Source organism: Rhizohabitans arisaemae, from assembly GCF_025996515.1.
Classification (GTDB): Bacteria; Actinomycetota; Actinomycetes; order Streptosporangiales; family Streptosporangiaceae; genus Rhizohabitans; species Rhizohabitans arisaemae.
In genome coordinates this window covers 357,525-382,344 of record NZ_BLRH01000021.1, presented here as the reverse complement: position 1 = coordinate 382,344, position 24,820 = coordinate 357,525, and the positions used below count along the sequence as shown (strand labels likewise).

18 protein-coding genes are annotated in these 24,820 nt (G+C 70.6%); 3 read left to right on the top strand and 15 right to left on the bottom strand.

What is annotated here, in order from left to right; translation table 11 throughout:
* Positions 1-6: 6 nt before the first annotated feature.
* Positions 7-582: a dihydrofolate reductase family protein gene (locus RUR_RS10055; protein ID WP_283134680.1), complete on the bottom strand. Its 576-nt coding sequence runs from the start codon at positions 580-582 to the stop codon at positions 7-9.
* Between the two features lie 164 nt (positions 583-746).
* On the bottom strand, positions 747-4,304 hold the full coding sequence (locus tag RUR_RS10050) for a tetratricopeptide repeat protein (protein WP_283134679.1): 3,558 nt from the start codon (positions 4,302-4,304) through the stop codon (positions 747-749).
* A gap of 324 nt (positions 4,305-4,628) precedes the next feature.
* Here RUR_RS10050 and RUR_RS10045 point away from each other — a divergent pair, with 324 nt between their 5' ends.
* Complete coding sequence (locus RUR_RS10045; RefSeq protein WP_283134678.1) at positions 4,629-5,537, top strand: LLM class F420-dependent oxidoreductase; 909 nt, start codon at positions 4,629-4,631, stop codon at positions 5,535-5,537.
* Positions 5,538-5,648: 111 nt separating this feature from the next.
* Here RUR_RS10045 and RUR_RS10040 read toward each other — a convergent pair whose 3' ends face one another.
* Positions 5,649-6,452 (bottom strand): hypothetical protein, encoded by an 804-nt coding sequence (locus tag RUR_RS10040; protein WP_283134677.1) that lies wholly within the window; start codon positions 6,450-6,452, stop codon positions 5,649-5,651.
* A 223-nt stretch (positions 6,453-6,675) separates the two neighbouring features.
* On the opposite strand from RUR_RS10040, the gene RUR_RS10035 reads away from it, so the two are divergent.
* Positions 6,676-7,518: a class I SAM-dependent methyltransferase gene (locus RUR_RS10035; protein ID WP_283134676.1), complete on the top strand. Its 843-nt coding sequence runs from the start codon at positions 6,676-6,678 to the stop codon at positions 7,516-7,518.
* A 20-nt stretch (positions 7,519-7,538) separates the two neighbouring features.
* Positions 7,539-8,153, top strand: a complete 615-nt coding sequence (locus RUR_RS10030) for a TetR/AcrR family transcriptional regulator (protein ID WP_283134675.1) — start codon at positions 7,539-7,541, stop codon at positions 8,151-8,153.
* A gap of 71 nt (positions 8,154-8,224) precedes the next feature.
* Here the strand turns inward: RUR_RS10030 and RUR_RS10025 are convergent, their stop codons facing one another.
* The 12 genes from RUR_RS10025 to RUR_RS09970 all read right to left on the bottom strand — a co-directional run bounded on the left by RUR_RS10025 (position 8,225) and on the right by RUR_RS09970 (position 24,818).
* Positions 8,225-8,362: a hypothetical protein gene (locus RUR_RS10025; protein WP_283134674.1), complete on the bottom strand. Its 138-nt coding sequence runs from the start codon at positions 8,360-8,362 to the stop codon at positions 8,225-8,227.
* Positions 8,359-9,105 carry a Clp protease N-terminal domain-containing protein gene (locus RUR_RS10020; protein ID WP_283134673.1) on the bottom strand — a complete coding sequence of 249 codons (747 nt, stop codon included), beginning with the start codon at positions 9,103-9,105 and terminating at the stop codon, positions 8,359-8,361. The genes RUR_RS10025 and RUR_RS10020 overlap by 4 nt, the downstream gene beginning before the upstream one ends.
* A 163-nt stretch (positions 9,106-9,268) precedes the next feature.
* The gene (locus RUR_RS10015) at positions 9,269-10,510 is read right to left on the bottom strand and encodes a chymotrypsin family serine protease (protein WP_283134672.1); all 1,242 of its coding nucleotides are present in this window, start codon (positions 10,508-10,510) and stop codon (positions 9,269-9,271) included.
* A gap of 515 nt (positions 10,511-11,025) precedes the next feature.
* Positions 11,026-11,295, bottom strand: coding sequence for a phosphopantetheine-binding protein (locus RUR_RS10010; protein ID WP_283134671.1), 270 nt, complete (start codon positions 11,293-11,295; stop codon positions 11,026-11,028).
* A complete protein-coding gene (locus RUR_RS10005) occupies positions 11,292-11,492 on the bottom strand; it encodes an MbtH family protein (protein ID WP_283134670.1) in 201 nt (66 codons plus the stop codon). The genes RUR_RS10010 and RUR_RS10005 overlap by 4 nt, the downstream gene beginning before the upstream one ends.
* Positions 11,493-11,517: 25 nt before the next feature.
* The gene (locus RUR_RS10000; protein ID WP_283134669.1) at positions 11,518-12,582 is read right to left on the bottom strand and encodes a methyltransferase; all 1,065 of its coding nucleotides are present in this window, start codon (positions 12,580-12,582) and stop codon (positions 11,518-11,520) included.
* Entirely contained in the window at positions 12,560-13,903 is a 1,344-nt protein-coding gene (locus RUR_RS09995) for an MFS transporter (RefSeq protein WP_283134668.1), read from the bottom strand. The genes RUR_RS10000 and RUR_RS09995 overlap by 23 nt, the downstream gene beginning before the upstream one ends.
* A complete protein-coding gene (locus tag RUR_RS09990) occupies positions 13,900-18,108 on the bottom strand; it encodes a non-ribosomal peptide synthetase (RefSeq protein ID WP_283134667.1) in 4,209 nt (1,402 codons plus the stop codon). The genes RUR_RS09995 and RUR_RS09990 overlap by 4 nt, the downstream gene beginning before the upstream one ends.
* A complete protein-coding gene (locus RUR_RS09985) occupies positions 18,105-18,734 on the bottom strand; it encodes a DUF6875 domain-containing protein (protein WP_283134666.1) in 630 nt (209 codons plus the stop codon). The genes RUR_RS09990 and RUR_RS09985 overlap by 4 nt, the downstream gene beginning before the upstream one ends.
* 3 nt (positions 18,735-18,737) lie before the next feature.
* Entirely contained in the window at positions 18,738-20,072 is a 1,335-nt protein-coding gene (locus RUR_RS09980) for an FAD-dependent oxidoreductase (RefSeq protein ID WP_283134665.1), read from the bottom strand.
* Positions 20,073-20,112: 40 nt separating this feature from the next.
* The gene (locus RUR_RS09975) at positions 20,113-21,813 is read right to left on the bottom strand and encodes a condensation domain-containing protein (protein WP_283134664.1); all 1,701 of its coding nucleotides are present in this window, start codon (positions 21,811-21,813) and stop codon (positions 20,113-20,115) included.
* Entirely contained in the window at positions 21,813-24,818 is a 3,006-nt protein-coding gene (locus RUR_RS09970; protein ID WP_283134663.1) for a non-ribosomal peptide synthetase, read from the bottom strand. Before RUR_RS09970 ends, RUR_RS09975 begins: the two co-directional genes overlap by 1 nt.
* Between the last annotated feature and the right edge of the window lie 2 nt (positions 24,819-24,820).

Sequence of the window (24,820 nt, the reverse complement as noted above, 5' to 3'; positions counted from 1 at the left end):
CGCGGCCTACTTGGGCACGTAGACGTGGACGACGATCCCGGAGTCGAAGCGGTCCACGTCGGCCAGCTTCAGGTGGGTGGTGTCGAACCCGGCGCCCTCGAACAGGTGCTTCCCCGCCCCGACGATGACCGGGAAGTACCAGAAGTGGAACTCGTCCACCAGTCCGTGCTCCACCAGCGTGCGGTCCAGCTCGCCGGTGCCCCACTTCACGATGTCCCCGCCCGGCCGCTCCTTCAGCTTGGCGACCTCCTCGGCCACGTCGCCCCGGATAAGGGTGGCGTTCCAGCCGGCGTCGAGCTCGGTCAGGGTCCGCGAGGCCACGTACTTGGGCATGGCGTTGATCATGTCCGAACCCGGGTCCCCGGTCCGCGACGACCACGCCGGTGCCATCCCCTCGTAGGTCACCCGGCCCAGGAGCAGGGCGTCCGCCGAAGTCAAGAGTTTCGCGGCGTAGCCGTTGTGCTGCTCGTCCCAGTACGGACGGCCCCAGTAGTGCGGCTGCGCCCGGGAGGCCGTGGACGGCCGGGTGTCGTCGATGACGCCGTCCAGCGATACGAAGGTCGACTCGATGAGCTTGCGCATGGTGTGCACTCCCTGTGCTGTGTCCCGGCGGCACCGTGCCGCCTCCCTGACGACCATCAGCCTGCCGAACGGCCCTTACGGTTTTCTTCAGGTCGCCCTACGGGTCGCCGTAACCAGGTGCCTGACCGCGCCGTGGAACGCTGTGATACCCGCGGAGCCGAGGGTCAAGGCGTCATCCAGGCCGGAGGCTCCTGGGGAGTGGCCCGCCGCCAGGCGGCCAAGGTCTGCGAGGGCCATCGCCGATACGCCTCGTGGAGGAGCGACGTTCCGAAATGAACGAGCTCGTTGAGCCGTCTCATCCAGGCGAGGCCGTTTCCGCGGAGTATCAGCGCGACGGCCTCGTCCGGCATCTCCGACGCGATCAGCAGTCTGGCGTTGAGCAGACAGCTCCGTACCAGATCGGACACATCGATATCAGGGGCTGTTTCGACCAGCCGTTCACGTATCTCAACGGCGCGTCGGGCCGCCGGGAGAGCTTCCTTCGCACGCCCCAATTCACCGAGCTTTATCGAATAGTCGTACAGGGAATCGGCCAGCTCCGGCAGATAAGCGCCTGGATCATCCACTGCCAATCGCTCCTGTACGGCGATAAGGCGAGTCGTCGCCCCCAGCCAATCCTCCGACCGCCCCATGTCTTCGAACAGCTTCGCCAGGTTGAAAAGGGAGTCGGCGAGGGGCGGACGATGTACCGCGGGATCGGCCTCAGCCAGCCGCTCACGAATCTCCACCGCTCTCCTCGCGACGCTCAATGCCTCTTCCCAACGCTCTAGCTTCGCCAGCCGAGTGGCGAGATTGTTGAGGGACATCGCCAGATCAGGACGGTAGACGTCGGGGCTGACCTCGGCCAACCGCTCATACGCCCCCACCGCCCGCCTGGCCGTCGCCAAGCCGTCCTGTTTCCGCTCCACCCTTCCCAGCAGGTTCGCCATGGTGTTCCACGACGACGCCAAGTCCGGAAGGTAGACGTCGGGATTGGCCTCGGCCAGCCGCTCACGGATCTCCACCGCGCGAACGACAGCATTCAAACCCTCGTCCCAACGCCTCGCCTCCGCCAATCCATTGGCCAGGTTGTGCAGGGACATCGCCAGTTCAGGACGATAGGCATCAGGGTCGGTTTCGGCCAGCCACTCATAGATCCCCACCGCCCGCCCGGCCGTCGCCAAGCCCTCCTCCGTACGCCGGCACGCCCCCAGCAGTATCGCCTGATTGTTCAACGCCATGGCGAGTTCCCCCGAATAGACGGCTGCGTCGCCTAGAGCCAGCTGCTCATACATGTCAACGGCTTGTCCGGCGAGTTCCAGCGCCTCGTCGTTCCTCCGCAACTCCCCCAGCAGGTTCGCCATATTGTTCAAAGCCGTGGCCAGACGCCAGCGATATGCAGCGGAATCGCCTCCCACCACCAGCCGCGCATACATCCCGGCCGCTCGCCGGACCGCCTCCAGGCTTTCGTCCCAGCGCCGCTCCTCCCAGAGCAGGGTCGAGCGATTGATTACCGCATCCGCGAGATTCGGAAGATACGCTGCGGAATTCCTCGCGGCCAGGCGTTCCCAGATGTCGACGGATCGCTCGACGGCCTGCAGCGCCTCCCCGTAACGCCCCAGCCCCTGAAGGCGGCCTGACAGACGGTTCAGCGAACCGGCGAACTCCGGAAGACCGACATCGGGGTCTTCTCTCGCCATCGCACCGCACAGCTCGGTCAGCCGATACTGGATCGTGGCGGCGAACCAGGCCAGGGCCTGCGTCCGCACCGGAATCGCCTCGGCTACCTCGGCGAGCTGGTCGAAGGAGAGCCCACCGGAGTCGGCAAGACCGAGAAGCGCGGTCACCAGCGGGACCGGATTCTCACTCTGGACCGCCGCCCGGACCGCAGGCACCGCCAGCGCGGGCTCCTCGGTCAGCAGGCTGAGAAGCAGCCCTGCGATCGAGTGGTCGGCCGCCGCAACCCGGGACAGCACCGTCAGCGCCTGATGGTGCTGCCCCGCCGAGGCGCCCACCAGGAGCTCGCCGGGAAAGGACGGCAGCTCATCGATCACTGATGCGATGAGGTGTTCGGCCAGGCGGTCGGGTTGCAGTGTCCCCCAGACCCCGCCCGGGGCCGCCGCGCCGGTACGACGAGACCCGTCCGCAGGGGGCGGGTAGAGATCACGCAGCCACCGGTACACCCGGATCCGCCGGTCCTCGTCGGGATCCCGTAGCCCCGGCACCCGGGTAAGGAGAGCCAGAGCCTCGGGTTCCGATCCCGCTCCGCAGAGCGCGGCGGCGGCGACCGCCCGTCGCAGGCTCTGATCGGAGAGACCCACCCGGTGTTCCTCGGCGGTCTTCCGCCAGTAGCGTCGTTCGTGGGTGAGGATGACCTCCTCCACCGGCCGTTCGGTGCCGCTCCGGTCACCCAGCAGCCCGGCGAGCGCGGTCATATGCTGGGTGAGGGCCGCCCCGCCCCGGGTGAAGCGCGCCTTTGTCAGATCCGGCACCGGGACCTGCTCGGCCGGGGTGTGCGGCCATCCCATCGCGGTGAGCCCGTCCGCCAGATCGGTCAACGCCTCGGTGTACGCCGCCTCGCGTCCAGCCAGGTCCTCCTCCAGCGCGGCCAGCTCCTCCGTCGCCGCGCCGCGCAACACCGCCTCCACCCGGGCGTCCTCGTCGATCAGGCGCTGCCACCAGTCTCCGGCGCCGCGGGCCAGCAGGAGCAGCCGGGCCGGGGCGCGGGGCGCCTGGGCCGTCGCAGCCCGTACCAGGTCAAGCAGCGCGGTGACCGGGCGGGTCTCCGCGTAGTCGACCACGACCAGTGTCGGCCGGGTGAGCCCGTCGAGTGCCGGGACCGGGTCGCCCGATTCCCACCAGGTCACCAGCCAGGGCGAGCCCGGTGTGCTCCGCAGCCGGTTCCCCAGCTCGCAGGCCAGGCGGGTCTTGCCCTGCCCGCCGGGGCCTGTGATCAGCCGGATACCGAAACCCAGGCCCGCGCACCAGGTCGCCAGCCTGGCCAGCTCCTCGCCCCGGGAACGGAACCGCACCACCTGGGCGTCGGCCCGCAGCAGGTACGCCGGGGACGGAGCCCCTGCCGGGGGGCGCCGGCCGGTCAGGCCGACCGCCTCCAAGGTCCGGCCTTGGCCCGCCACCTCGGGGAAACCGGGCATGGTCCACAACCGTGCCACCGGCTCGGCGACCAGGCGCCGGGACCCGTACGACGGCGGATCCTCCACGATCACGCCGATCAGGAGCGGACCGCAGAACAGCGCCGCCCCCGACATCCCCGCCCACTCCCCGTCCCGCGGGGGCGCTGAATCGGCGGTCACGTGGATCCGCCCGCCGAGCAGCCCGGTCCCGGTGTTGATCGTCCCGCTCAGATGCTCGGTGTCCCGCAGCCCGCCGGCCTGCCGCATCGCGAGGGGGAATCCCACCGCTTCGCAGGCGACCCCGGTCCCGACGGCCACCAGCTCACCCCACCGCACCGGCTCCCAGGACGGCGACCCGGGCTCGGTGACGCGGAGCACCGCCACGTCCGTATCCGCCGGGCCGGTCCACGCCACCTCACACGGCCATGGCCTGCCGTCCTCCGGCATGCGGACCGTCAGCCCGTCAAGCGGACGGCCTTGCCGGTCGGCGACCACATGCCGGGCGGTCAGCACCAGCCCCGAGCCGATCAGGCACCCGGACCCGAAGGACGTCCCGCCGTCGCGGGTACGCCCGGCGACATCCACGATCCGCCGCGTGTCCACCGCCATCCCCGGCTACCCGGAGCCGAGCCGACGAGGCAGGGCCTCAACCATGTCGTTCACGGGTTCCCAGCCGTCGACCGCGGCTCTCACCGATGGGGGCAACGCCATACACATTGGTGTATCGCAGAAATCCCACCCGCACGGGAAATCGCCCTGTTGAAGTTCTTACGTCCCTTGATCGTCGACCGTCACCCACGCCGCGAACCTGAACGGAGTGGACCTGGTCGAACGAGGCGGAGACCGGCCCGATCGCGCGCTGAGAATGGGGTGGCAGCGCCACCCAAAGCACCTAAACTGCCCGAAACAGCGTGATCCCCGGAAGGATTCACCTTGGCCCAGAAACCCGACCTCGGCACGATCGGCGTGTGGTCCGCCCTCCTGCGCGGCCCGGACCGCGACCGGATCCGCGACGTCACCGCATTCCTCGACGAACTCGGCTACGGCACCCTGTGGACGCCCGGCGGCACCGGCGGCGATCTCTTCGGCGACGTGGACGCCATGCTGGCGGCGAGTTCCCGGGCGGTGATCGCCACCGGGGTGCTCAACATCTGGATGCACGACGCCGCGGAGACGGCGGCCTGGTACGCCGATGCGAACGCCCGGCATCCCGGCCGGCTCCTGCTGGGCCTCGGCAGCAGCCACGCCTCCAGGATCGAGGCCGTCGGCCGGACATACGACAAGCCGCTGACCGCGCTCCGCGAATACCTCGACGCGCTGGACGCCGCCCCCTCGCCGGTCCCGGCGGAACACCGGGTCCTGGCCGCGCTCGGCCCGAAGGCCTTGGCACTCGCCGGGGAACGCTCAGCCGGAGTCCACCCCTATCTGGTCGACTCCACCCATACCCACACCGCCCGCCAGGTCCTTGGGCCCGACCCCCTCCTCGCCCCCGAGCTGAAGGTCGTCCTCGACACCGACCGGGCCCGGGTCCGCGCGACGGCCGGTCCGCACCTGGCGGTGTATCTGGGGCTGCCCAACTACACGCGCAACCTGCTCCGCAGCGGGTTCACCGAGGGGGATTTCGCCGACGGCGGCAGTGACCGGCTCCTCGACAGGCTGGTGGCCTGGGGTGACGTCGACGCGATCGTGGCCCGGGCCCAGGAGCACATCGACGCCGGAGCCGACCACGTGTGCATTCAGGTCGTCACCGCGGACTGGACCGAGATCCCGCGGACCACCTGGGCCGAGCTCGCCCCCGCCCTCCTGGAGGGCGTCACCCCGCGCACGACGCCCACCCCCTGAACCGTTCCGCCGATCTGGTACGGCTTAGCCGACCGGCCGCGCTTCGCCCGTACCGGCCGGTGTGTCAAACCCGGCACACCGGTTTCCTCCGTGTCCAGACACGGACCTTTGTCACTCACCGTCAGCCGAAACGGTCGCTGCCGGACTCCGCCCCCTCGCCACCCTCCGCCGGATTGCCGTCAGGCCGACGGTCCACGCACAGACCAGCGCGATGAGGATCCACTCGGAATCACGGGCTTCGTACGGCAGAGCGTCGTGCGACAGCAGCCAGACAAGCACCACGACCGACGCGGCGAACGGGATGAGCAGAACCCACCTGGTGCTCCGGTCCTCCGTTCGCCGGCGAAGGCCGACCGAGGTGAGCACGATCAGCAAGGCGACGGCCGCGAGCACGTACGCGCCGAGCTGGACGAGCCAGGCGACGTCCCAGGGCAGCGCCAGCGGATTCGCGCCCGCACCGCCGTCGCCGCGCGGCCAGTTGTGCGTCGCCACGGCCACCGACGTCGCGCCCGTCGCGGCCACCGAAAACCAGAGGGCGACCCGCAGGCGTACCCGGCCATCCGGGTACAGGGCCAGGGCGATCAGCACCACCAGCAGGGCTTGGGGCACCCGTAGCCAGTGAGTCAGCCAGGTGTCGAACCTGATGTCGTTGCCGAGGTCGGGGATCGAGAACCCGATCTTCGTCCAGAGCCGGAGCACCGGCTCGATCGAGCCCAGCACTCCGCTGCCGACGAAGACCAGCCCGATCCGCCGCGTCTCCGCCGCCGTGGCCAGCCATCCGCCTGCGGCGAGGGTGATCACGGTGAAGAGGACTCCGGGTAAGGAGGGGGTTCCACCGCCGGCTACACCGGCCACGTAGTGCGTCACGGTGGCGGCCAGGGCGAGGCCGATGACGATCCGGATTGCGCCTCGCACGATGCACTCCTTCGAGCCGATGAGCGTGCCGCTGGTCAACAAGATCCGTAGACCGGGGGATTCTGCCACCTTCCGGATAGTGCCGACGCGCCATTTCACGAAGTATCACTATCAGCCCTCCTCCCTGTCCGTGGCATGGAGCGGGATGCGGATTTGACGCGACAAGGAGAGGCGTGCCATCGTGAACATGCGTTCATGAACGTGTGTTCACTCAGGAGGGGCTATGGGTCAGGTGGTCAACGTCGAGCAGGCCGAGGCATGGAACGGGTACGAGGGGACACACTGGGCCGACCACTACGAGCGCTACAACGCGGTCAACAGCGGATTCAACGAACCGCTGCTGGAAGCCGCGGCGATCCGGGCCGGTGATCGGGTGCTCGACATCGGCTGCGGGACCGGGCAGACCACCCGGCTCGCCGCGCTGCGGGCGGCCGGCGGCCCGGTGACCGGCCTCGACCTGTCCGCGCCGATGCTGGACCGGGCGAGAGCCCTCACGGCCGGGGAAGGGCTCGGCAACGTGTCGTTCGAGCAGGGCGACGCCCAGGTGCACCCGTTCCCGGACGCCGGATTCGACGTCGCGATGAGCCGGTTCGGCATCATGTTCTTCGCCGGCCCGGTCACGGCGTTCGGGAACATCGGCCGGGCGCTGCGTCCCGGGGGCCGGCTCGCCTTCCTCAGCATGCGGAGCCTCGCCGAGCACGACCTCGGCGCGGTGCTCGCCGCGATGGCGCCGTACCTGCCCGCGCCGGACCCCGCACCCGCCGACAGGCGGGGACCGGAATCGCTGGCCGATCCCGACGTCGTCCGTACCGTGCTCGGCAAGGCGGGGTTCACCCGCATCACGACGACCCCGGTCGACGCGCCGCAGGTCATGGGGCGGGACGCCGCCGACGCCGCCGAGTTCGTGGGCGGTTGGGGGCCGATCCGTTTCCTCCTCACCGGCGCCGATCAGGACACCCGTTCCCGGGCGATGGAATCCCTCGCGGCGGCGCTGGGGCGCCACCAGGACGGGGACGCGGTACGGCTGCGCGGCGCGGCCTGGCTGGTCACCGCGGTCCGGACCTGATGACGCCGAGAAGGCCGGCCGTGCTCTCCGGCACCGGAACGAGCCTCCGCGACCACCTGATCGAATCGACCGCCCAGGTGATCGCCCGGCGCGGCGCCGGCGGACTGACCGTCCGGGGGATCGCCAAGGAGGCGGGGGTGGCGGCCGGCGTCCTCTACAACCACTTCGCCGACCGGGAGGAGCTCCTCGCCCTGGCCTTACGCTCCTACGTGCGCTCGGTCATGGCCTCGCTCGGAGACTCACCGGCCCGGCCGGGTGAGCGCACGGTCGAGGAGAACCTCACCGGCTTCATGACGCAGGCCATCGCCCTGCACGTGGCGATCCTCCCGGTCTTCGCGGGCCTGCTCGGCGAGCCGAAGGTGCTCGCCCGGTTCTTCGATCAGCCCGGTACCCCCGCCGGAGGCCTCGGGCTCCGGGATCGGCTCGCCGATTACCTCCGCGCCGAGCGGCGGCTTGGCCGGATCGCGGCGGAGGCCGACACGGACAGCCCGGCCACCATGCTCATCGGCGCCTGCCACGAGCTGGTCCTGCCCCACCTCTACACCGGGGCCGGCCCCGGCCGGATCACGGTGCCCGACGGCTTCGTCGACGACCTTGTCGCCACCGTGCTGCGGGGCATCGGGCCGCGAACCTGACGATGCGGCACCTGCCGTGGCCCGAGCACAGGGAATCGTGCCGGGCTCCCGGGTAGGCCGACCCCGGCGTGCTATCCCGTCTCGAACAGCAGCGGGAGCAGAAGCAGCAGCCAGAAGACCGCCACGACCGCGGCCCGGACCACGATGAGCCCGCTCCGGCGGACGCTCCGCCCGGCGACCGGGCGCGCGTCGTCGCCCGTGCCGGTCACCGGCTGCCGGGGCCGAGGTGCCGCTCCAGCCGGTCGATCCGCTGGAGGAGCGGCTGGAGCCGCTGGTCCAGCGCGGCGGCGAGGATGCTCGCCGGGTCGGGCGCCTTCGCGGCGGAGGTCTGGGCCCGGAGGTGGACGTATCCGGCGAGAGCCGCCGTCACGGCCCGCCGCATCAGCCGGGGTTCGCCGCCCAGCGCCTGCAGCACGCGCCCGGCGATCCCGTCGGGTTCGGTGACCAGGCCCAGGAGCAGGTGTTCGCAGCCCACGTAGTTGTGGCCGAGCGAGGTCGCCTCGGTCACCGCCAGTTCGAGCGCCCCGGCCGCGGGCACGCTGAAGTGCCGTGCGGAGTCCTCGCCACCGCCCGGCTCAGGCTCCGCGAGCCGGGCCAGCTCGCTCCGGACCCGGGCGGGGTCGATGTCCACCGCGCGCAGGACGTGCAAGGCCAGGTTGGTGCCCTCGTCCACCATTCCGGCGAGCAGGTGCCCGGTGCCGACGACCGGTGCCCCGTCCGCCCCCGCCAGGTCTATGGCGAGCTTGATCACGGCACGGGCCCGCGGGGTGAACAGCGGCAGCCGCTCACTCAGGTCGTCGTCGCCGAGTTCGCCGAGCGCGGTCTGCCGGATCGCGGTCACCCGGCGCACCGCCTGCTCCAGCGCCCGCTGGCAGACCGCCGACACCGGCACACCGGCCTTCTTGACCGCCTCCGCCAGTTCATCGGGCAGATAGACATTGATCTTCGGCACGAGATCACCTCTAGATTGGGGTTACCAAGGGGTTACACATATAACCATAACCCCAATGGGGTTACAAGCGATAGACCCCTTGTCCTGATCCTCGAAGATCGGCCGGTACGGGCTGCGCCGGGACCGGGTCCCGGCGCAGCCCGTACCCCTGCCACCTGGCCTCCTACGGGGCCCGGAGGGTGAGACCCGGCCAGTCGTAACGAGCGGTGGCGAAATCCTGGAAGACCAGCCGGTCGCCGCCGTAGCCGACCACTGTTCCGACGGCGAAGACCTGGTCGGCGTTGACGTCCAGCTGGAACACGGGACCCCCGCTGTCTCCGTTTCGGGAGGGGACACCGTAGTGGCTCCGCGCCGAAAGCAGGCCGTAGTAGCACTCATAGGTGCCGTCGACGTCCCGGTCGCAGAGGGTGGAGTACCGGCCGTCCACCTGGTAGCCGCACTGGGCGCCGGTGGTGCTCCCCGACATGCACAGCCACTGGCCGCCGGATGCCCTCAGCCAGCCGATCACCGGCTTGGTGAAGTCGCCGACCCCGGGCTTTCCGTCCCAGATGCGTCCCGCGGACCCGCCGTCGGCGCGGATGAGCGCCAGGTCGTGCCCCACGTGCTCGTGCGTCATGTTCCCGATGGCCTCCCCGGTGGAGTCGCCGATCACGCTGCGGGGACGGCCGCAGTGTCCCGCGGTGAGGAGGTAGTCGAGGCCGCGCAGCCGGACGGCGAAGCCCGCGGTGCAGGTGTATCCCCGGCTCCACGTCCCGCCGCAGTGGTTGGCGAAGCCGAACGAGGTGTTGCGGATCGCGGCCCCGCCGTACCAGGGAGCCCGATCGTCGCAGCGGCCGGTGCGCTTGAGCGGGTCGCGCCCGAAGACCTTCACCGGAACGCCGAGGTCGCCGGGGATCCTGGATTCGGCTTGGGTCACGGCGGCCTTGTTCCCCTCCTCGACGGCGGCGGCGAGGCCGCTGCCGTCGAAGGGGATGCGTACCCCGTGCACCGGCCCGCCCGCGGTCACCCCGGCCGCCGCCCAGAGCCTGCCGGCGGCCGCCTCCAACTCCTTACGCGAGTGGGCGGCCTCCCCGACCTCGATCACGGCGGTCCGGCGGGCGTTGCCGACCGCGTCCTGTACGGCTTTCGCGGGCACCCCCTTCCACCAGACCAGGACCCGATCCTGGCCGAGCTCGATCCCGGCGAACCCGGCGTCGTTCCCGGCCTCGACCACCCCGTGGATCTGCTCGGCGGCCCGGACCAGCGGCGCCTGCGCGGCGGCCCGCACCCGGTCGATGTTCGAGATGTAGCCGGAGTCCCCTTCGGGCGCGGGCTTGGGCCCGGCCTGGGGTGGCAGATCCGCCGCCGAGGCAAGGCTCGCGCTCACCGCGGCAAGGGAAAGCGCGAGGGTCGACACGACGCCCAAGCGGGTGAGATTACGGCTCCATGACGGAAAAATCATCTATCTCACATTTCCCGAGAATGACGCCTGTGCAGTTCGGCAGAGACCAGACCAATCGAGTTGATCGATCGATCGTTTCGATATCCCGATCAACCAGGGAATCCCACCCAAGCTATACATCAAGATTTTCTCTGGGCAATAGGCAAAAGCCCTACAACGGACCTATTGCAGCCTCGATGTATTCGACCGACCGAATCAGAGGTTATGGCCGTCGCGTATATTTTCCGTATACCCACCGTGTTCCGGACGGGCAAGAAATGCGGACGCCCTGCGCGCCCGACCTCAATCCGGTCGAAGGGATCTGATCCCTCCTGCGACGCCGCCGACTCTCCGGCGTCGCCCTCGCCGCCCCGGACACCTCGTCCGGCTCGGCCTACGGCACATCCGGGGGTGTGGCCGCCTCATAGGCGGCTGCCCGGCGGAGGCCGGGCCGGCCGTCAGAGCAGCCTGAGCGGCGAGACGACATCCCGGGTTCCACCTCAGTGACCGGAAGGCGGACTCGACTCGGCGATGAAGGCGGCGAGTCCGTCGATGCTGTCCATCAGCGCCGGACTCTCCTCAAGGTCCACGTACACCGCGAACTCCGCTTCGACGGCGTCGAGGAACCGGATCAGGGCCAGCGACGTGACGCCGAGCGCGGCCAGCGAGTCCGGTGCGTTCAGGATCTCGTCGACGGCGACCTCCCCGTCCGAGGCGGCCGACACCAGCTCGGCCAGCCTGCGCCGCAGGTCGGACTCGATCGTCGTCAACGCGACCCCTCGCGCAGACCGCGTGGCCGCATGTCGGTCCACGCCTCCTCGATGAGGTCCAGGCACTCCTTCTTGCCGACGTACTCGCCGCGCGGGTACCAGCCGGGCGGAATCTCCCTGCCCTCCGGCCAGACGGAGTACTGCTCCTCATCGTTGATCACAACGACGTGCCGTCGGATGTCGTCGTCGGTGGTCATCTCATCTCTCCTGAAACGTAGTGCCTCAGCGGGCCGTGCCGTCCCGGCCGTGGTCCGTGGTCTGCCGGGACGCGACAAGAAGAAAATCGCAGGGGGAACCGCTCAGGGCGACTCTGTCCGGCGGCGAGCATCCCGCCTCGACGATCCACGCGGTCAACTCATCGGGCGAGTGGAGCCGCCCGCCCTGGGTGTGGTGGAGGTTGAGCGCGAAGGAGCGGAAGAACGCGTTGTCGGCGACCCCCGCGCCGGGGACGGGGTAGTTCTCCAGCACCAGCAGCTTCCCGCCGGGACGCAGGGTGTTCACCGCCGCGCGGATCAGGGCCTGAGCCTGCGCGGGCGGGAAGGTGTGCAGTATGCGGAAGAGCAGCACGACGTCCTGATCGTGGAACTCCATCCGGTCGAACAGATCCGCCGCGTGCAGGGTGATTCGATGCGACATGCCTTCGGCGGCCAGGCTCTCGCCGGCGAGGGCGAGCGTCTCGGGACGGTCCACCATGGTGGCCGACAGCCGGTCGTACGCGCGACAGTAGGCGACACTGAACTCCCCGTGCCCGCCGCCCAGGTCGAGCAGCCGGGTGGCGTCGCCTGGCAGCGGCACGGCGTCGACGGCGTCGCGGGCCAGCTGGTCCACATTGGCCCGCTGCAAGTCCTGGAACCGGGCAAGGGTGTCCGGATGATCGGCCATCCAGTCGTAGAAGTCGACACCGGGCCTGCCGGTGCGGATCGACTCCTCCAGGTTGCCCCACAGCCGGCCGATCAGCACATCCCAGAACAGCAGGATCTTGCCGTAGTCGCCGCGCAGCGACTGGGCCGCCGGGCCGTTGGCGTACGCCGTACCGGTGCGCTCGAGGTAGCCGACGCCGTCCAGCGCGTCCAGGAGGAGCTCAAGGGCGTTCGGGTCGGCTGAGAGATCGGCGGCGAGATCCTTCGCGGTTCGCGGGCCGGCGGCGAGGGCGTCGAAGATCCCCAGACGCAGCCCTGCGACGGCGATGCGGAGGGCCATCGCGCCGACCACATCGAGAATCGGGGACGCCGCTCTGTCGGGCGAGAAGTAAAAGCGGGCCTCGTCAGGAGGCAGGTTGATCGGCATGGGTACTCCTCGTCTCATCCGGGACGGCGTCGGGTAGCTCGGTCTCCAGCTTGCGCAGACGCGGCAGCAGGTACACCACCAGGGCCAGGCCGATAAGCAGTGCGCCGTCCACCAGGAAGATCAGCGCGATGCCGCGGCCGGGGCCGACTCCGATCACGGCGCCGACGCTCGCGGCGAGTGCTCCGCCCGGCTGCAGCAGGGGGTTGACGACGTGCTCGGCGAGCGGTCCGCCTGCCAGGTACGCCAGCGGCATGGCCGATTGACCCACCAGCCTCACCGCGGCGAGCACGCGTCCCTGCGACGTGGGTTCGATCTTCGTCTGCAGGATCGTCATGACGCATCCGCTGACCACGGGAAGCGTGAACAGGAAGGCGGGCGCGGCCACCCCGATCACCACGGCCGAGGGCCACGGGCCGTGCAGAATCAGTGCCACACCGCCGAGCAGCATGAAGAGGTATACGCCGGTGATCTTCTGTTGGGGACCACCCCAGGCGCCCATGACCAGGCTGCCGACGAATACGCCGCTTCCACCCAGGAACATCAGCACCCCCAGCGTGGTGGGTGTGGAGAAGGACAGAACGAGCGGCTGGACCAGGCTGCCGGCCATGGCGAACAGCAGGTTGTAGACGGCGAACACGGCGACGAGCGCGAAGAGGCCCGTCCGGCCGCGCAGGTACCGGAAACCGAAGGACAGGTCGCCGGCGAAGGAGCCCCGTCCGGCCTTCTCCTTCCCCCCGGGCCTGGTCACCTCGACCGGCAGTTTGATCAGTAGTAGGGCCGTGACGGCCACGGCGAAGGAGAGCAGGTCGAGGGCGAGGACACCACCGAGCCCGATCGTCTCCAGCAGCACTCCGGCGGCGAGCGGAGCGGCGATCTGCGCTCCCCATGCCGCCTGCATGAGTCCGTTCGCCCTGCCCAGATGCCGCTTGGGAATGAGCAACGGCGTCATTGCCTGAAAGGCGATGAGCTGGAACGAACCGGCGGCGGAGCCGATTGCCGCGCCCAGGTAGATATGCCAGACCTGGAGACCGTCCGTGTAGATCAGCAGGGCGAGGACGCCCGTGGGGACCGCGGCGGCGCAGTCGGCGGCGATCAGTATCTTCCGGCGGTCGAGCCGGTCGGCCAACGCACCGGCGAACGGCGCGACCAGCAGACCGGGCAGGAGGGCGCTGAACATCGTCAGCGCGAACTGGGTCTCCGAGCCGGTGAGCTGGTAAACCCAGATACCGAGCACGAAGCCGGTCAGGCTGGAACCGACTCCGGACACGAGTTCCCCGAGCCAGATCCCCCCGAACCTCAAAACATCCGGCGAGACTTTCATGTCAGCTGCTCCAGATAGCGGTCGAGCAGAACCTGAGCGGACGGCGGCGGGCCGATACCCGCCTCAGCGAGGGTGCCGGCGGTCAGGCCGCAGTCGAAGTGCGGCCGGACCCACTGCGGAGTCTCTTCGGGAAGCTGCGCGACGAACGGGGCGATGGCCACGTCGGCCGACCGTCGCAGGACGGCCGCCCGATATTTCGGCCAGGGAACCAGCTCGACGTCCATGCCATGGGCCGACATGGAGGCCGCGATCTGCGCGTAGGACACCGTGGCGTTGTTGAAGTAGTGGAAGTCCCCGCCGACGACCCCTGGATCGGAAACCAGCCGCCCGATCGCCGTGGAGATGTGGTCGATCGGGTAGAGATCCTCCTGGAATGGCAGGTCGGGCACCATGCCCACCTGCCTGAAGGTGACCAGAAGCCGGCTGAAGTAGTCGTCGGGGTTGCCGCGGCCGGTCCGGCTGTCCCCGCTGATACGCGCCGGACGATGGATCGATACGGGAAGGCCGCGCTCACGCGCCAGCCGGGCCAGCCGGTCCGCGACCCATTTGCTCTGGTCGTAGCCACCGTCGAGGCCGTCCGGGTCGTCAGGGGGGTCGGCCTCCGTGACCGTACGGCCTGGATAGGCCGCGCCCAGGTAGACGCCGAGCGTGGAGACGACGTGCACGGGGGTCGGCCTCCCGCGGGCGGCCAGCTTGAGGACCTCCAGGGTGCCGCCCACGTTGACGGGACGCAGCCGGTCGTAGGGCTTGAGGAAGTCGACCAGCCCCCCGTTGTGGCAGATGACGTCGGGCCGCAGCGCGTCGAAGCCGTCGGACGGCAAGCCGAATCGCGGGGCCGACAGGTCGCCGGGGAGCCCGACGATCCTCCCGGCGAACCCCTCCTTCCAGAGCCCGTACCGCTCAAGGCCCTCCCGCAGCCGCTTTTCCCCGGCTTCCGCGTCGGACGCGCGGATCAGGCAGGCGACCCGCTCCGCGCCGAGGTTCAGCAGTTCGGCGAGCAGGTGTGCGCCCAGGAACCCGGTGGCCCCGGTCAGCAGCACGGACGCATCCGTGATCTTCCACGGCTCATGCTCACCGGAGACCGCGAACGCGGGGGGCAGAACGGCGTCCGCGCGGATGTCCGCCGCCACGGGCGCCGGTCGTCCGGAGGTCGCCAAGGCCGCCAGCTCCGCCAGGTCGGCGGTCTCGAAGAGCGTGCGCACCGGCAGCGACACGCCGAGCCGCTGGGCCGTCCGGGCCAGCACGGGTGCCGCGATGAGTGAGTGTCCGCCCAGGTCGAAGAAGTTGTCGTGCCGTCCGACGCGCTTCAGGTCAAGGGCCTCTGCCCAGATCTCGGCGAGCGCCGACTCGACGGCGCCGATCGGCGCGGTGAAGGGCCGTGGGCCGTCGTCCGCCAGGGCCGGGAGCGCGCGATGGTCCACCTTTCCGTGGGCGGTCAGCGGCAACCGGTCGAGGACGGCGAATCCGGCGGGGATCATGTGCTCGGGAAGCCGCCGCCGGAGGAAGGGACGCAGGTCGTCGGGGAGTCCGTCCGGGGCGACCACGTAGCAGACCAGGCGATCTCCCTGGACCACGACCGCGGCCTCGTGTGCCGCCGGATGCCGGGCGACGGCCGCCTCGATCTCGCCGAGCTCGATCCGGTGGCCTCTGATCTTCACCTGCCGGTCGGTCCGGCCGAGGAACTCCAGCGTGCCGTCCGCGCGATAGCGAGCCCGATCCCCGGTGCGGTACATGCGCGCGCCCGGTTCACCGGCGAAGGGGTCCGGCGGGAAGCGTTCGGCGGTCTGCGCGGGATCGTGGAGGTAGCCGCGTGCCACGCCACCGCCGCCCAGGTACAGCTCGCCGGGAACACCGATCGGGGCGAGCTCGCCGCAAACGTCCACCACGTACGCCCGTACGTGCCGGAGGGGACGCCCGATCGGGAGGTGGAGGCCGTCGCCGAACTCCGAGCCGTCGACCGTGCGCTGGACGGTGGCGCACACGGTCGCCTCCGTCGGACCGTAATGGTTGTACAGCGGGATCCGCCCGCCGCTGACCTCGGCCCAGTCACGCAGGGCGGTCAGCGGCACGCTTTCCCCGCCGACCATCACCTCGCGCACCGGCCAGTCCGCGGGGACGCCCCGACCGGCGAGACCGGCCGTCCAGTGCTGCCACAGGGCGACGGGCACGTCGACGGCGGTGACGCCGTACCGGGCGCAGAAGGCGACGGCCGACGGCCCGGTCAGCGACGCCGGCTCCGGGTGCAGGACAAGCGCCGCCCCGCCGGTCAGGGCGGGGAAGACGTCGCCCACCGAGGCGTCGAAGGTCAGCGGCGGCAGCATGAACACCCGCTCACCCGGCGCGAAGCACCCGTGCGCCGAGCGGAAGGCCGCGGTCAGCTTGGCGAGCGCCGCGTGGGGGACCATGACCCCCTTGGGCCGGCCCGTCGACCCGGAGGTGAAGACGATGTAGGCCAGGTGGTCCGGTGCGACGTCCACGTGGGGCGGGTGCGGGGCCTCCTCCTCGCCCAGGGTGAGGACGTGCCCCGGATAGTCCCCGGGGTCGGCCGCCTCGAACGTGACCATGGCGTGCGGCGCGGCCTCCCGCAGCATCATCGCCAGCCGCTCCGGCGGATGCGCCGGGTCCAGGGGGACGTAGGCGCATCCGGCCTTGAGCACGCCCAGCAGGGCGATCACGGCGTCCGCCGAGGTCGGGAACAGGACGGCGACCGGGGCCTCGGGCGGAAGGTCCAGCGCGCGCAGCCGGTGCGCGAGGTGGTTGGAACGCCGGTCGAGCTCGCCGTAGCTCAGCGTGCCGGATTCGGTGACGATCGCCGGGGCGGTGGGACTCCCGGCGCTTGCGGCGGCGACCAGCTCGTGCACGAGTGGTCCCGGTTCGGCGACGACCGGTCCGACGACGGCCCGCCGTTCCTCGTCGTTCAGCAAGGGGATGGCCCACAGCCGGGTTTCCGCGTCCTCCGCCATGGCGGTGAGGATCCGGGTCAGGTGATCGGTGAACCGGGCCACGCTCGCCTCGTCGAACAGGTCGGCGGCGTAGTGGAGCTGGATGCCGAGCTCGGGTCCGTCGACGGCCAGCACGGTCAGATCGAACCTGGCCGGTTGCGGGTCCGCGACGAACGGCTCCACGGTCAGCTCCGGGGTGAGTCCGCCCGGGTCCCGCCCGCCCGACTCCACGACCACCATCACCTGGAACACCGGGTTGACGCCCAGGCCGCGCTGCGGCGACACCAGCTCCACGACCTGGTCGAAGGGGAACATGCGGCGACCGAGGCCTCCGATGACGGTACGGCGGACCCGCCGGAGCGTCTCGCGAACGGTCGGATCGCCGGTCAGGTCGGTGCGCAGGGCCAGGGTGTTGACGAACATGCCGACCGTGCGCTCGAAGCCGTCGGGGCGGGCGGCCACCGGCGACCCGACCACGACGTCCTGCCGGCCGCTTTCCCGGGCCAGGAGAATCTTCACCGCGGTCAGGAGCACCATGAACAGGGTGCAGCGTTCCCTGCGGGCGAGTGCGTGTACGGCCTGCGTCAGTTCGGGCGTCAGCCGTACCTTGAGGTCCGCCCCGCGCGCCTCCGGCTTGGCGGAACGGGGACGGTCGGCGGGGAGCCCCACCAGCTCGGGCGCGCCGGCGAGATGTTCCCGCCAGTACTCCCGGTCGTCGTCCTCGGTGTCCGCGGTCAGCCCGGCGGCGTACACGGCGAACGGCGGGCCGGGGGCGGGCAGCTCCGGTTCCCGTGCCTGTGACAACGCCTCGTAGCAGGTGAACAGCTCCTCGACGACCGCCGCCAGGGAAACCCCGTCGCAGACGATGTGGTGGACGCAGACCACGAGCACGTGGTCACCGGAGTCGAGGCGGATGAGGACGAATCTCGCGAGTGGGGCCCGGTCCAGCGGGAGCGGATCGGACACGGCCGCTCCCACGATCTCGCGTGCCCGTTCCGGGTCGCCGGCGGCGTCGTGGACCTCCAGCGAGACGCTCAGCTCACCGGGGTCGTGCACGATCTGCGCCGGATGGCCTTCTCTGTCCGCCACCCCGGTCCGCAGGCCGTCATGCCGGGCGACGACCGTCGCGAGGCTCCGATTCAGGGCCGCGGTGTCCAGTGGGCCGATGAGGCGGAAGGTGTCCCACAGCAGGTAGGCGGCTCCGCCTGCACCGGCCTGTTCCAGGAACCACAGCCGGTGCTGAGCCGGAGTCAGCGGGATCATTGTTGCGCCGCCAGCATGTCGCGGAGGTGAGAGGGGACGGAGTCGGCGAAAAGCCGCAGATACGCCGCGACGGCCTCCGGGTCGTCGCGCACGAACGGCAGGTCGGTGTTGACCATGTGCCGAATCCCCAGCAACGGTATCGGGCAGCGGAACGGGCGGAAATCGGGGCTCCACAACCCCGGCGTGTCCGGCGGGCCGTCGTGGAACTCGCCGATCATCAGGCCGCGCCAGAGGTAGGACTGTTTGAGGATGCGCTGGGCCTCGTCGATCACGCCGAAGTTCTCCCGTGCCAGCCCGGGGAAGGCGACGAGAATGGTGGTGAAGAGCGAACGGGGAGCCTCCCGAGGGGCGAGCTGCTCGAACCAGTCGCGGTACGGCTCCAGCGACGCGGCCATCTCGGCCGCCGTCTCCGGCACGTCGTTCCGGACGGAGATGTAGAAAAGCCCCTTGTCGATGGAGGCCTGCGTATAGGGGCACACGGACCCTCGGCGGCCGAGGTCCGCGTGGGGCCGGCAGAGGTATTCCCGGGCCCATTGCAGGAGTTCACGCGGAACCCGTTGATGCGACGGCTCGATGTCGGAGACTTCCAGCAAGCGGAGGTCGCGGTCGATCGTATGAGTAATCAATGGTCAGCGTTTCCTTGCCCCGGAGATGCGACGAAAAGCGGCACCGGCTGCGAAGACGGCTCCCGCAGCCAGGCCCCAGCCGAGAAGGCGCAGCAGGTCGTCCTGCTGCTTTGCGCGACGCAAGGCCTCGGCGTACGGCGTCGTGGTGTGGGAGATCATGGTGTACAGCGGCACCCAGCTGCGCGGGAAGAGCCGGTTGAGCAGCAGGTCGGCCCGCCTGCGGGCGAGGTGGACCGGCGAGCGGACCCGATCGCGCAGTTCGACGAAGTTCTGGACGGACAGGTCGGCGAGCACGTCGGTGTGCGGCCGGCGAAGACGCTCGTACTCCCGGAAGGCGGCGGCCCGGTCGCCCTCATGGCGGCGCAGGCTCTCGTCCAGGACGAGGCAGTCTTCGAACGCCGAGTTCATCCCCTGCCCGTAGAAGGGGTAGACGGCGTGGCACGCGTCGCCGATGAGCACGCACGTGTCGTCGTGGTGCCAGGGTGCTGTGCGGATCGTCACGAGTTGGCCGACGGGGTGAGCGGTGAACTCGGTGACGAGGTCGGGGATGAGCTCCAGGGTGTCCGGGAAGCGGGTGCCGAAGAACCCGGTGATGGCCTCCGGGGTGGTGAGGCCGTCGAATTCGTCATGCGGCAGGAAAAGGGCGCAGGTCAGAGAGTTGTCGTAGTTGGGATGCGCGACGATGAGCGCTCCCTCCGCCGGCCACAGGTGCAATGCCTCGAGCTCGGTACGCGGGCCGCCGCCGGGCGCGGGGGGAATGGTCAGCTCCTTGTATCCCCAGGGCAGGAACTCTTGGCGGTAGTCGGCCATCCGGCCGGCCTGCATGCCTCTGCGGACCTTGGAGAACGCGCCGTCGGCGCCGATGACGAAGTCGGCCTTGACCTGCCATTCCCGGTCCTGGTCGCTGAACGTGAGCGCGGCGCTCTCGCGGTCCAGGGCCGTGCACTGCGCCCCGAAGAAAAAGCGCACGCCCGGATAGGCCTCGGCGCGCTCGATGAGCAGGCGGTTGAGGTCGCTCCGCCGTACCGAGTGCAGGATTTCCCGCTCGTTGACACCGTACGGCTGGAACAGGGGCGGGCGATCGGGCCTGTGGATCATCCGGCCGCGCATCGGCACGGTCCTGCCGCTCAGCTCGCCGGACAGGCCGGCCCGCTCGAGCGCGCGAAGCCCTCTGGCGGACATGCCCAGGTTGAACGAACGGCCGCCGCTGTCGCCGGGCCCGAGCCGGGGGTCCGGCCGTCGCTCGTAGACCTCGACGTCGTGGCCACGCCGGGCGAGGAGCAAAGCCATGAGCGACCCGGACAGCCCGGCTCCGACGATGACGACCGGACGCGTCACGACCCCTCCTTCACGACATGCCACACACCGAACACCTCGCTCACGCTTCCCTCCCGCTCCCTTCGGCGAGGACGGCGGCACGTGCCCACTCCGCGGGATCTCCCGGTACGGTCGGCGCCTGCGCGCAGATCACGTAGTGGTGCGGTGTCATCGCCGACTCCCGTTCCTCGAGTGCGGCCCGGCAGGCCGCGTGGATCGCGGCGAGGGTCGGCGGGTCGCCCTTGACGACCAGGTAGGCGACGAGCCGCTCCCCCTCCGCGAACACCTCCCCGGCCTCGGGCTGGACCGCTTCGTGCAGCAGCTCGCGCACCTCGTCCAGGTCGACCCAGCAGGAATCGATCAGGCGCCAGCGATCGTCGCGGACCACCGGGACCACCCCGGCGATCTCGCTCAGCCGGCCGAGGTCGAAGTCGGCGTCCGCCGCTTCCGCCAGCACCCGGTCGACCCCGCGGAGGAAGGCCTCGATGTCCGGACCGGGGAGTCTTCGGGTGTCCGCCCACAGGACGAACTCGACCGCGTCGTCGAGTCGGTTGACGTAGAAGACGAGGCGGGCGGGGAGGAAGGCGGCCGGGATCCAGGCGATCTCCGTCCCGCCCGGCTCGGCCGCCCGGCTCGGCGGGGAGTCCTGCGCCGGCCCGAGCGGCCGGCGGCCGGCCAAGTAGTCGCTCCGGTCGTTGAAAACGCAGTCGCGGGCGTAGCGCGTCCCCCGCACCTGGTCGACGTCCTCGACGGTCTGCCACAGCCGTATCGCGTCGAACTGGCTGTTCCGGTAGGCGCTGATCGCCGTCGACCAGGTCTTGCGCACGAGCGCGTCGAACGAGGGGACCTCCAGCTCGAACAGGAGCAGCGCGTCCTGCGCGAGCGGCCCGACGTAGTCGGCGAGTCCGGCGGCCGACCGGTTCGAGGCCACCGATGTGATCAGACACGTCCTCCGGTCGACCCGGAGCCCGATCAGCGCCGCGACGGTGGCCAGCACGACGGCCGACGGGCTGGTGTGGGTTCGCGCGGCGATCCGGGCGGCGTTCGCCGCGACGCTGCGGGACCGCAGCCTGGCGGATCGGTAGACCGAGCGCCCGGGCTCGTGGAGCGGCACCGCGAACATGCTCTGGGGCCCGCGCCGCAGTCGCTCACGCCAGAACTTCAGCGCCGCCTCCGCGCGGCGCATCCCGGCTTCGGAACGTTCCTCCACGGCTTTGTCGATCGGCTGGCGGGCCGGAGGAACGGCACGGACGCCCTGGCTCAACTGGCGCTCGAACCGGTGCCGCAGGGCCCAGACGCTCGCGGCGTCGACGACCAGGTGCGCGAACACGAAGACCGTCTTGACCGGCGACCCGTCCTGTGTGATCACGCCGACGCGCAGGGGGCGCGCCTCGGCCGGATCGAACCGGTCCCGGCTCCATCGCACCGCGAGCTCGGCCGCCCACTCGTCCGCGGCGTCCCCCGCCTCGTAGACCTCCAGCGGAATCGTGCCTTCCCCGACGACGTGCTGTACGGGGTCCTCGTCCGCCTCGAAACGGGTTCTGAGCGACTCGCAGGCGACGATCAGGTCGTGCACCGCGCCTGCGACGGCGTCGAGGTCGCCGCCCGCCGGCACGTCGACGATCTGCCAGAGGGTGAAGTTGTGACCGTCGGTGGCCTGATGGCGCATCGACCGCAGCACGTTTCGCTGGGCGAACGTCAGCGGGCCCGACCGGGAGCCCGCGTCCGCGAACGTGACCGGAATCCGTTGTACGACGTCCATCAGCCGGCCTTCCGGACCACGAAGTCGGCGATGCCGGCCACGGTCGGGTAGTCGAACACGGTGTCCAGCGGGACTTCGACGCCGGTCGTACGCCGGATCGCGGCGATGATCCGGGTGATGGTGAGCGAGTGCACGCCGAGGGCGAACAGGTCGTCGTCGGGCCCGATGTCCGCGATCCCCAGCGCCTCCCGGCAGATCTCGCTCACCTGGTGCTCCACGCCGGACTGTTCCGCGCGGGCGGGTACGGTCTCCGGCGCGGGCTCGGGCGACGGGAGGGCGGCCCGGTCGAGCTTGCCGTTCGGCGTCAGCGGGAGTCGCTCGACGACGACGTAGGCACCGGGCACCATGACGGTGGGAAGCGTGCGGGCCAGATGGTGTTTGAGCTGGTCCGCCTCCGGCGGGACCGGCCCCTGGGGAACCGTGTACGCGATCAGGCGTTCGCCGTGCAAGGCGACCGCCGCCTGGCGAACGCCGGGGTGTTCCAGGAGCCGTGCCTCGATCTCGCCCAGCTCCACCCGATGTCCGCGGATCTTGACCTGGTTGTCGGCCCGGCCGAGGAACTCCAGCGTCCCGTCGGCCCGCCAGCGGACCCGATCGCCGGTGCGGTAGAGGCGTGACCCGGGGAGCCCGAAGGGATCGGGCACGAACCGTTCGGCCGTCAGCCCAGGTCGGCGCAGATATCCGCGTGCCACACCGGAGCCACCGATGTACAGCTCGCCGGGGACCCCGATCGGCAGGACGTCGAGGTCGCGGCCGAGGACCCGGACCGTGGTGTTCGCGATCGGCCGGCCGATCCCGACCCGGTCCGGCTCGGGGGGAACCTCGTCGGCCGTGGACCAGATCGTGGTCTCCGTCGGACCGTAGACGTTCAGCAGGCGGCGGGTACGGGCCCGCAGCTCCCGGGCGAGGCCGATCGGCAGGGCCTCCCCTCCGCTGAGCGCGACGATCGTCTGATCGTCGAAGTCGTGCTCCAGCAGCACCTCCCACCCGGACGGGGTCGCCTGCACGTGGGTGACGCCCTCGTCCCCGATCAGGCGGAGCACCGCGGCACCGTCTCTCGCCGTGCCCGGCGGGACCACGACCAGCCGCCCCCCGGTGGTCAGCGGGAGGAAGACCTCCAGGGCGCTGATGTCGAACGAGGGGGAGGTCAGCCCCAGCCACACGTCACCGGGCCCGGATGCGAGCCGGTCGGCCATCGCCAGCAGGAGGTTGGCCAGATTGCGATGCTCCACCTGAACGCCCTTGGGCCGGCCCGTCGAACCCGAGGTGTAGATGGTGTAGGCCAGGTCGCCGTCCCGGGGCGCCGGAGCGTCCGGGGCGGCGGCCGCCGGCCCTGCGTCGTCGAGCCGCAGCATCCTGGCGGTGGACGCCACCGGGACGGCCCCCGTCGACAGGATCACGGACGGGGCGGCGTCCGCCAGGATCATCTCCAGCCGGCCGACCGGCAGCGCCGGATCGAGCGGAAGGTAGTCGCCGCCGGCCTTGAGCACACCGAGCCAGGCGGCCACCATCTCGATCGAATTGCCCGCGTGCACCGCGCACAGCGTCCCGCGCACGTCGCCCAGCCGGTCGGCGATCCCGTTGGCCAGGGCGTCCAGCTCCGCGTAGCCGATCCGACGATCTCCGTCGACCACGGCGGTCCGTTCGGGATGCGCCCGGACCTGCCGGTCGATCATGCTGACCACCGGCTCCACGGCGACGTGGGGTGCACGGGTCACGCCCCACTCGGTGATCAGGTTCTGGCGTTCCTCCGCGCCCAGCACCTCCAGATCCGCCAAGCGGGTGCCCGGGTCCTTGACGACGGCGGCGAGCACCGTCCGCAGATGGCCGCCGATCCGCTCGACGTCGTCCCCGCTGAGGAGCGACGGGGCGTACTGCAGGTGCAGGGCCAGGTCGGACGGGCCTTCCACCGCCTGGATGTTGAGGGCGTTGCGGCTGCCGCCGCACCACAGGGTGCGATCGACGACCGCCGCCGACCCGGGGAAGGCCGGGGTCTCGTCGTGTTTGCGATAGCTGAGGGAGACGGGCGCGTGCGCGGTCCGTGGCGTCAGCCCCGGTACGGCGTGCGCCAGCGGAACGGCGCGCACGCCGTACAGCTGTCTGAGCTCCTGCCGGACCAGCCGGGCGAAGTCCGCGAAGCCCATCTCGGGAGCCGGGCGGGTGATCACCGGCAGCTCGTTGACGAACAACCCGATGTGGTCGCGTGTCCGGGGGCTTCGCGTGCTCAGGTCGACGGCGGTCAACGGCTCGGCTGTGCCGTACCGGAACAGCAGCGTGTGCAGGGCGGCGAGCAGGAACTCGAAGTGGGTGAGCCCGAGCTCCTTGGCCGTCGCGGCCAGGCCCCTGTACTCGTCGTCGGCGACGACCGACCCGACCTGGGCTCCGCCGGACGGCAGCCCGGGGTTCAGACCGGGCAGCACGACCTCCTGCTCGTGCCGGCGCGCCGCCCAGAACGCCCGTGCCTCGGCCAGCGCGGTGCCTACGTGTGCCTGCTCATCGGCCGCGTGCTCGCTGTAGGAGACCTCGAGCGGTGGCAGGCCGGGGTCCTCACCGCGCAGCCCGGCCGTGTAGAAGGCGGCCAGATCGCGGACCAGGATGTCCTTGGAGATGCCGTCGAAGACCAGATGGTGGCCGGTGAAGAGCAGGATGCACCGTTCCGGATCCGGTGTGAGCAGCAGGAACCTGGCCAGGGGCCCACGGCTCAGGTCGAAGCCCCGCCGGGTCTCCTCGCGGATCCGCTCGTCGAGGCGGCTCGCCGGCACCGATTCGATGCGGACGGCGGGCCGGGTCGCCGCGGGTACGAGGTCGGGCTCGCCCTCGCGCTCGTCGACGACGCTGCTCAGAATCGGGTGCCGGGAGATCACCTCCTCGCAGGCGGCCGCCAAGGCGGATACGGCGGGCGCCCCCTCGAGCTCAACGGTGAGCGCCATGTGGTAGGCGGGGCCGACGTCGCCGACCCGCTCAGTGATCCAGATGCCATGCTGTGCGAGTGAGGCCTGGGGCAAGG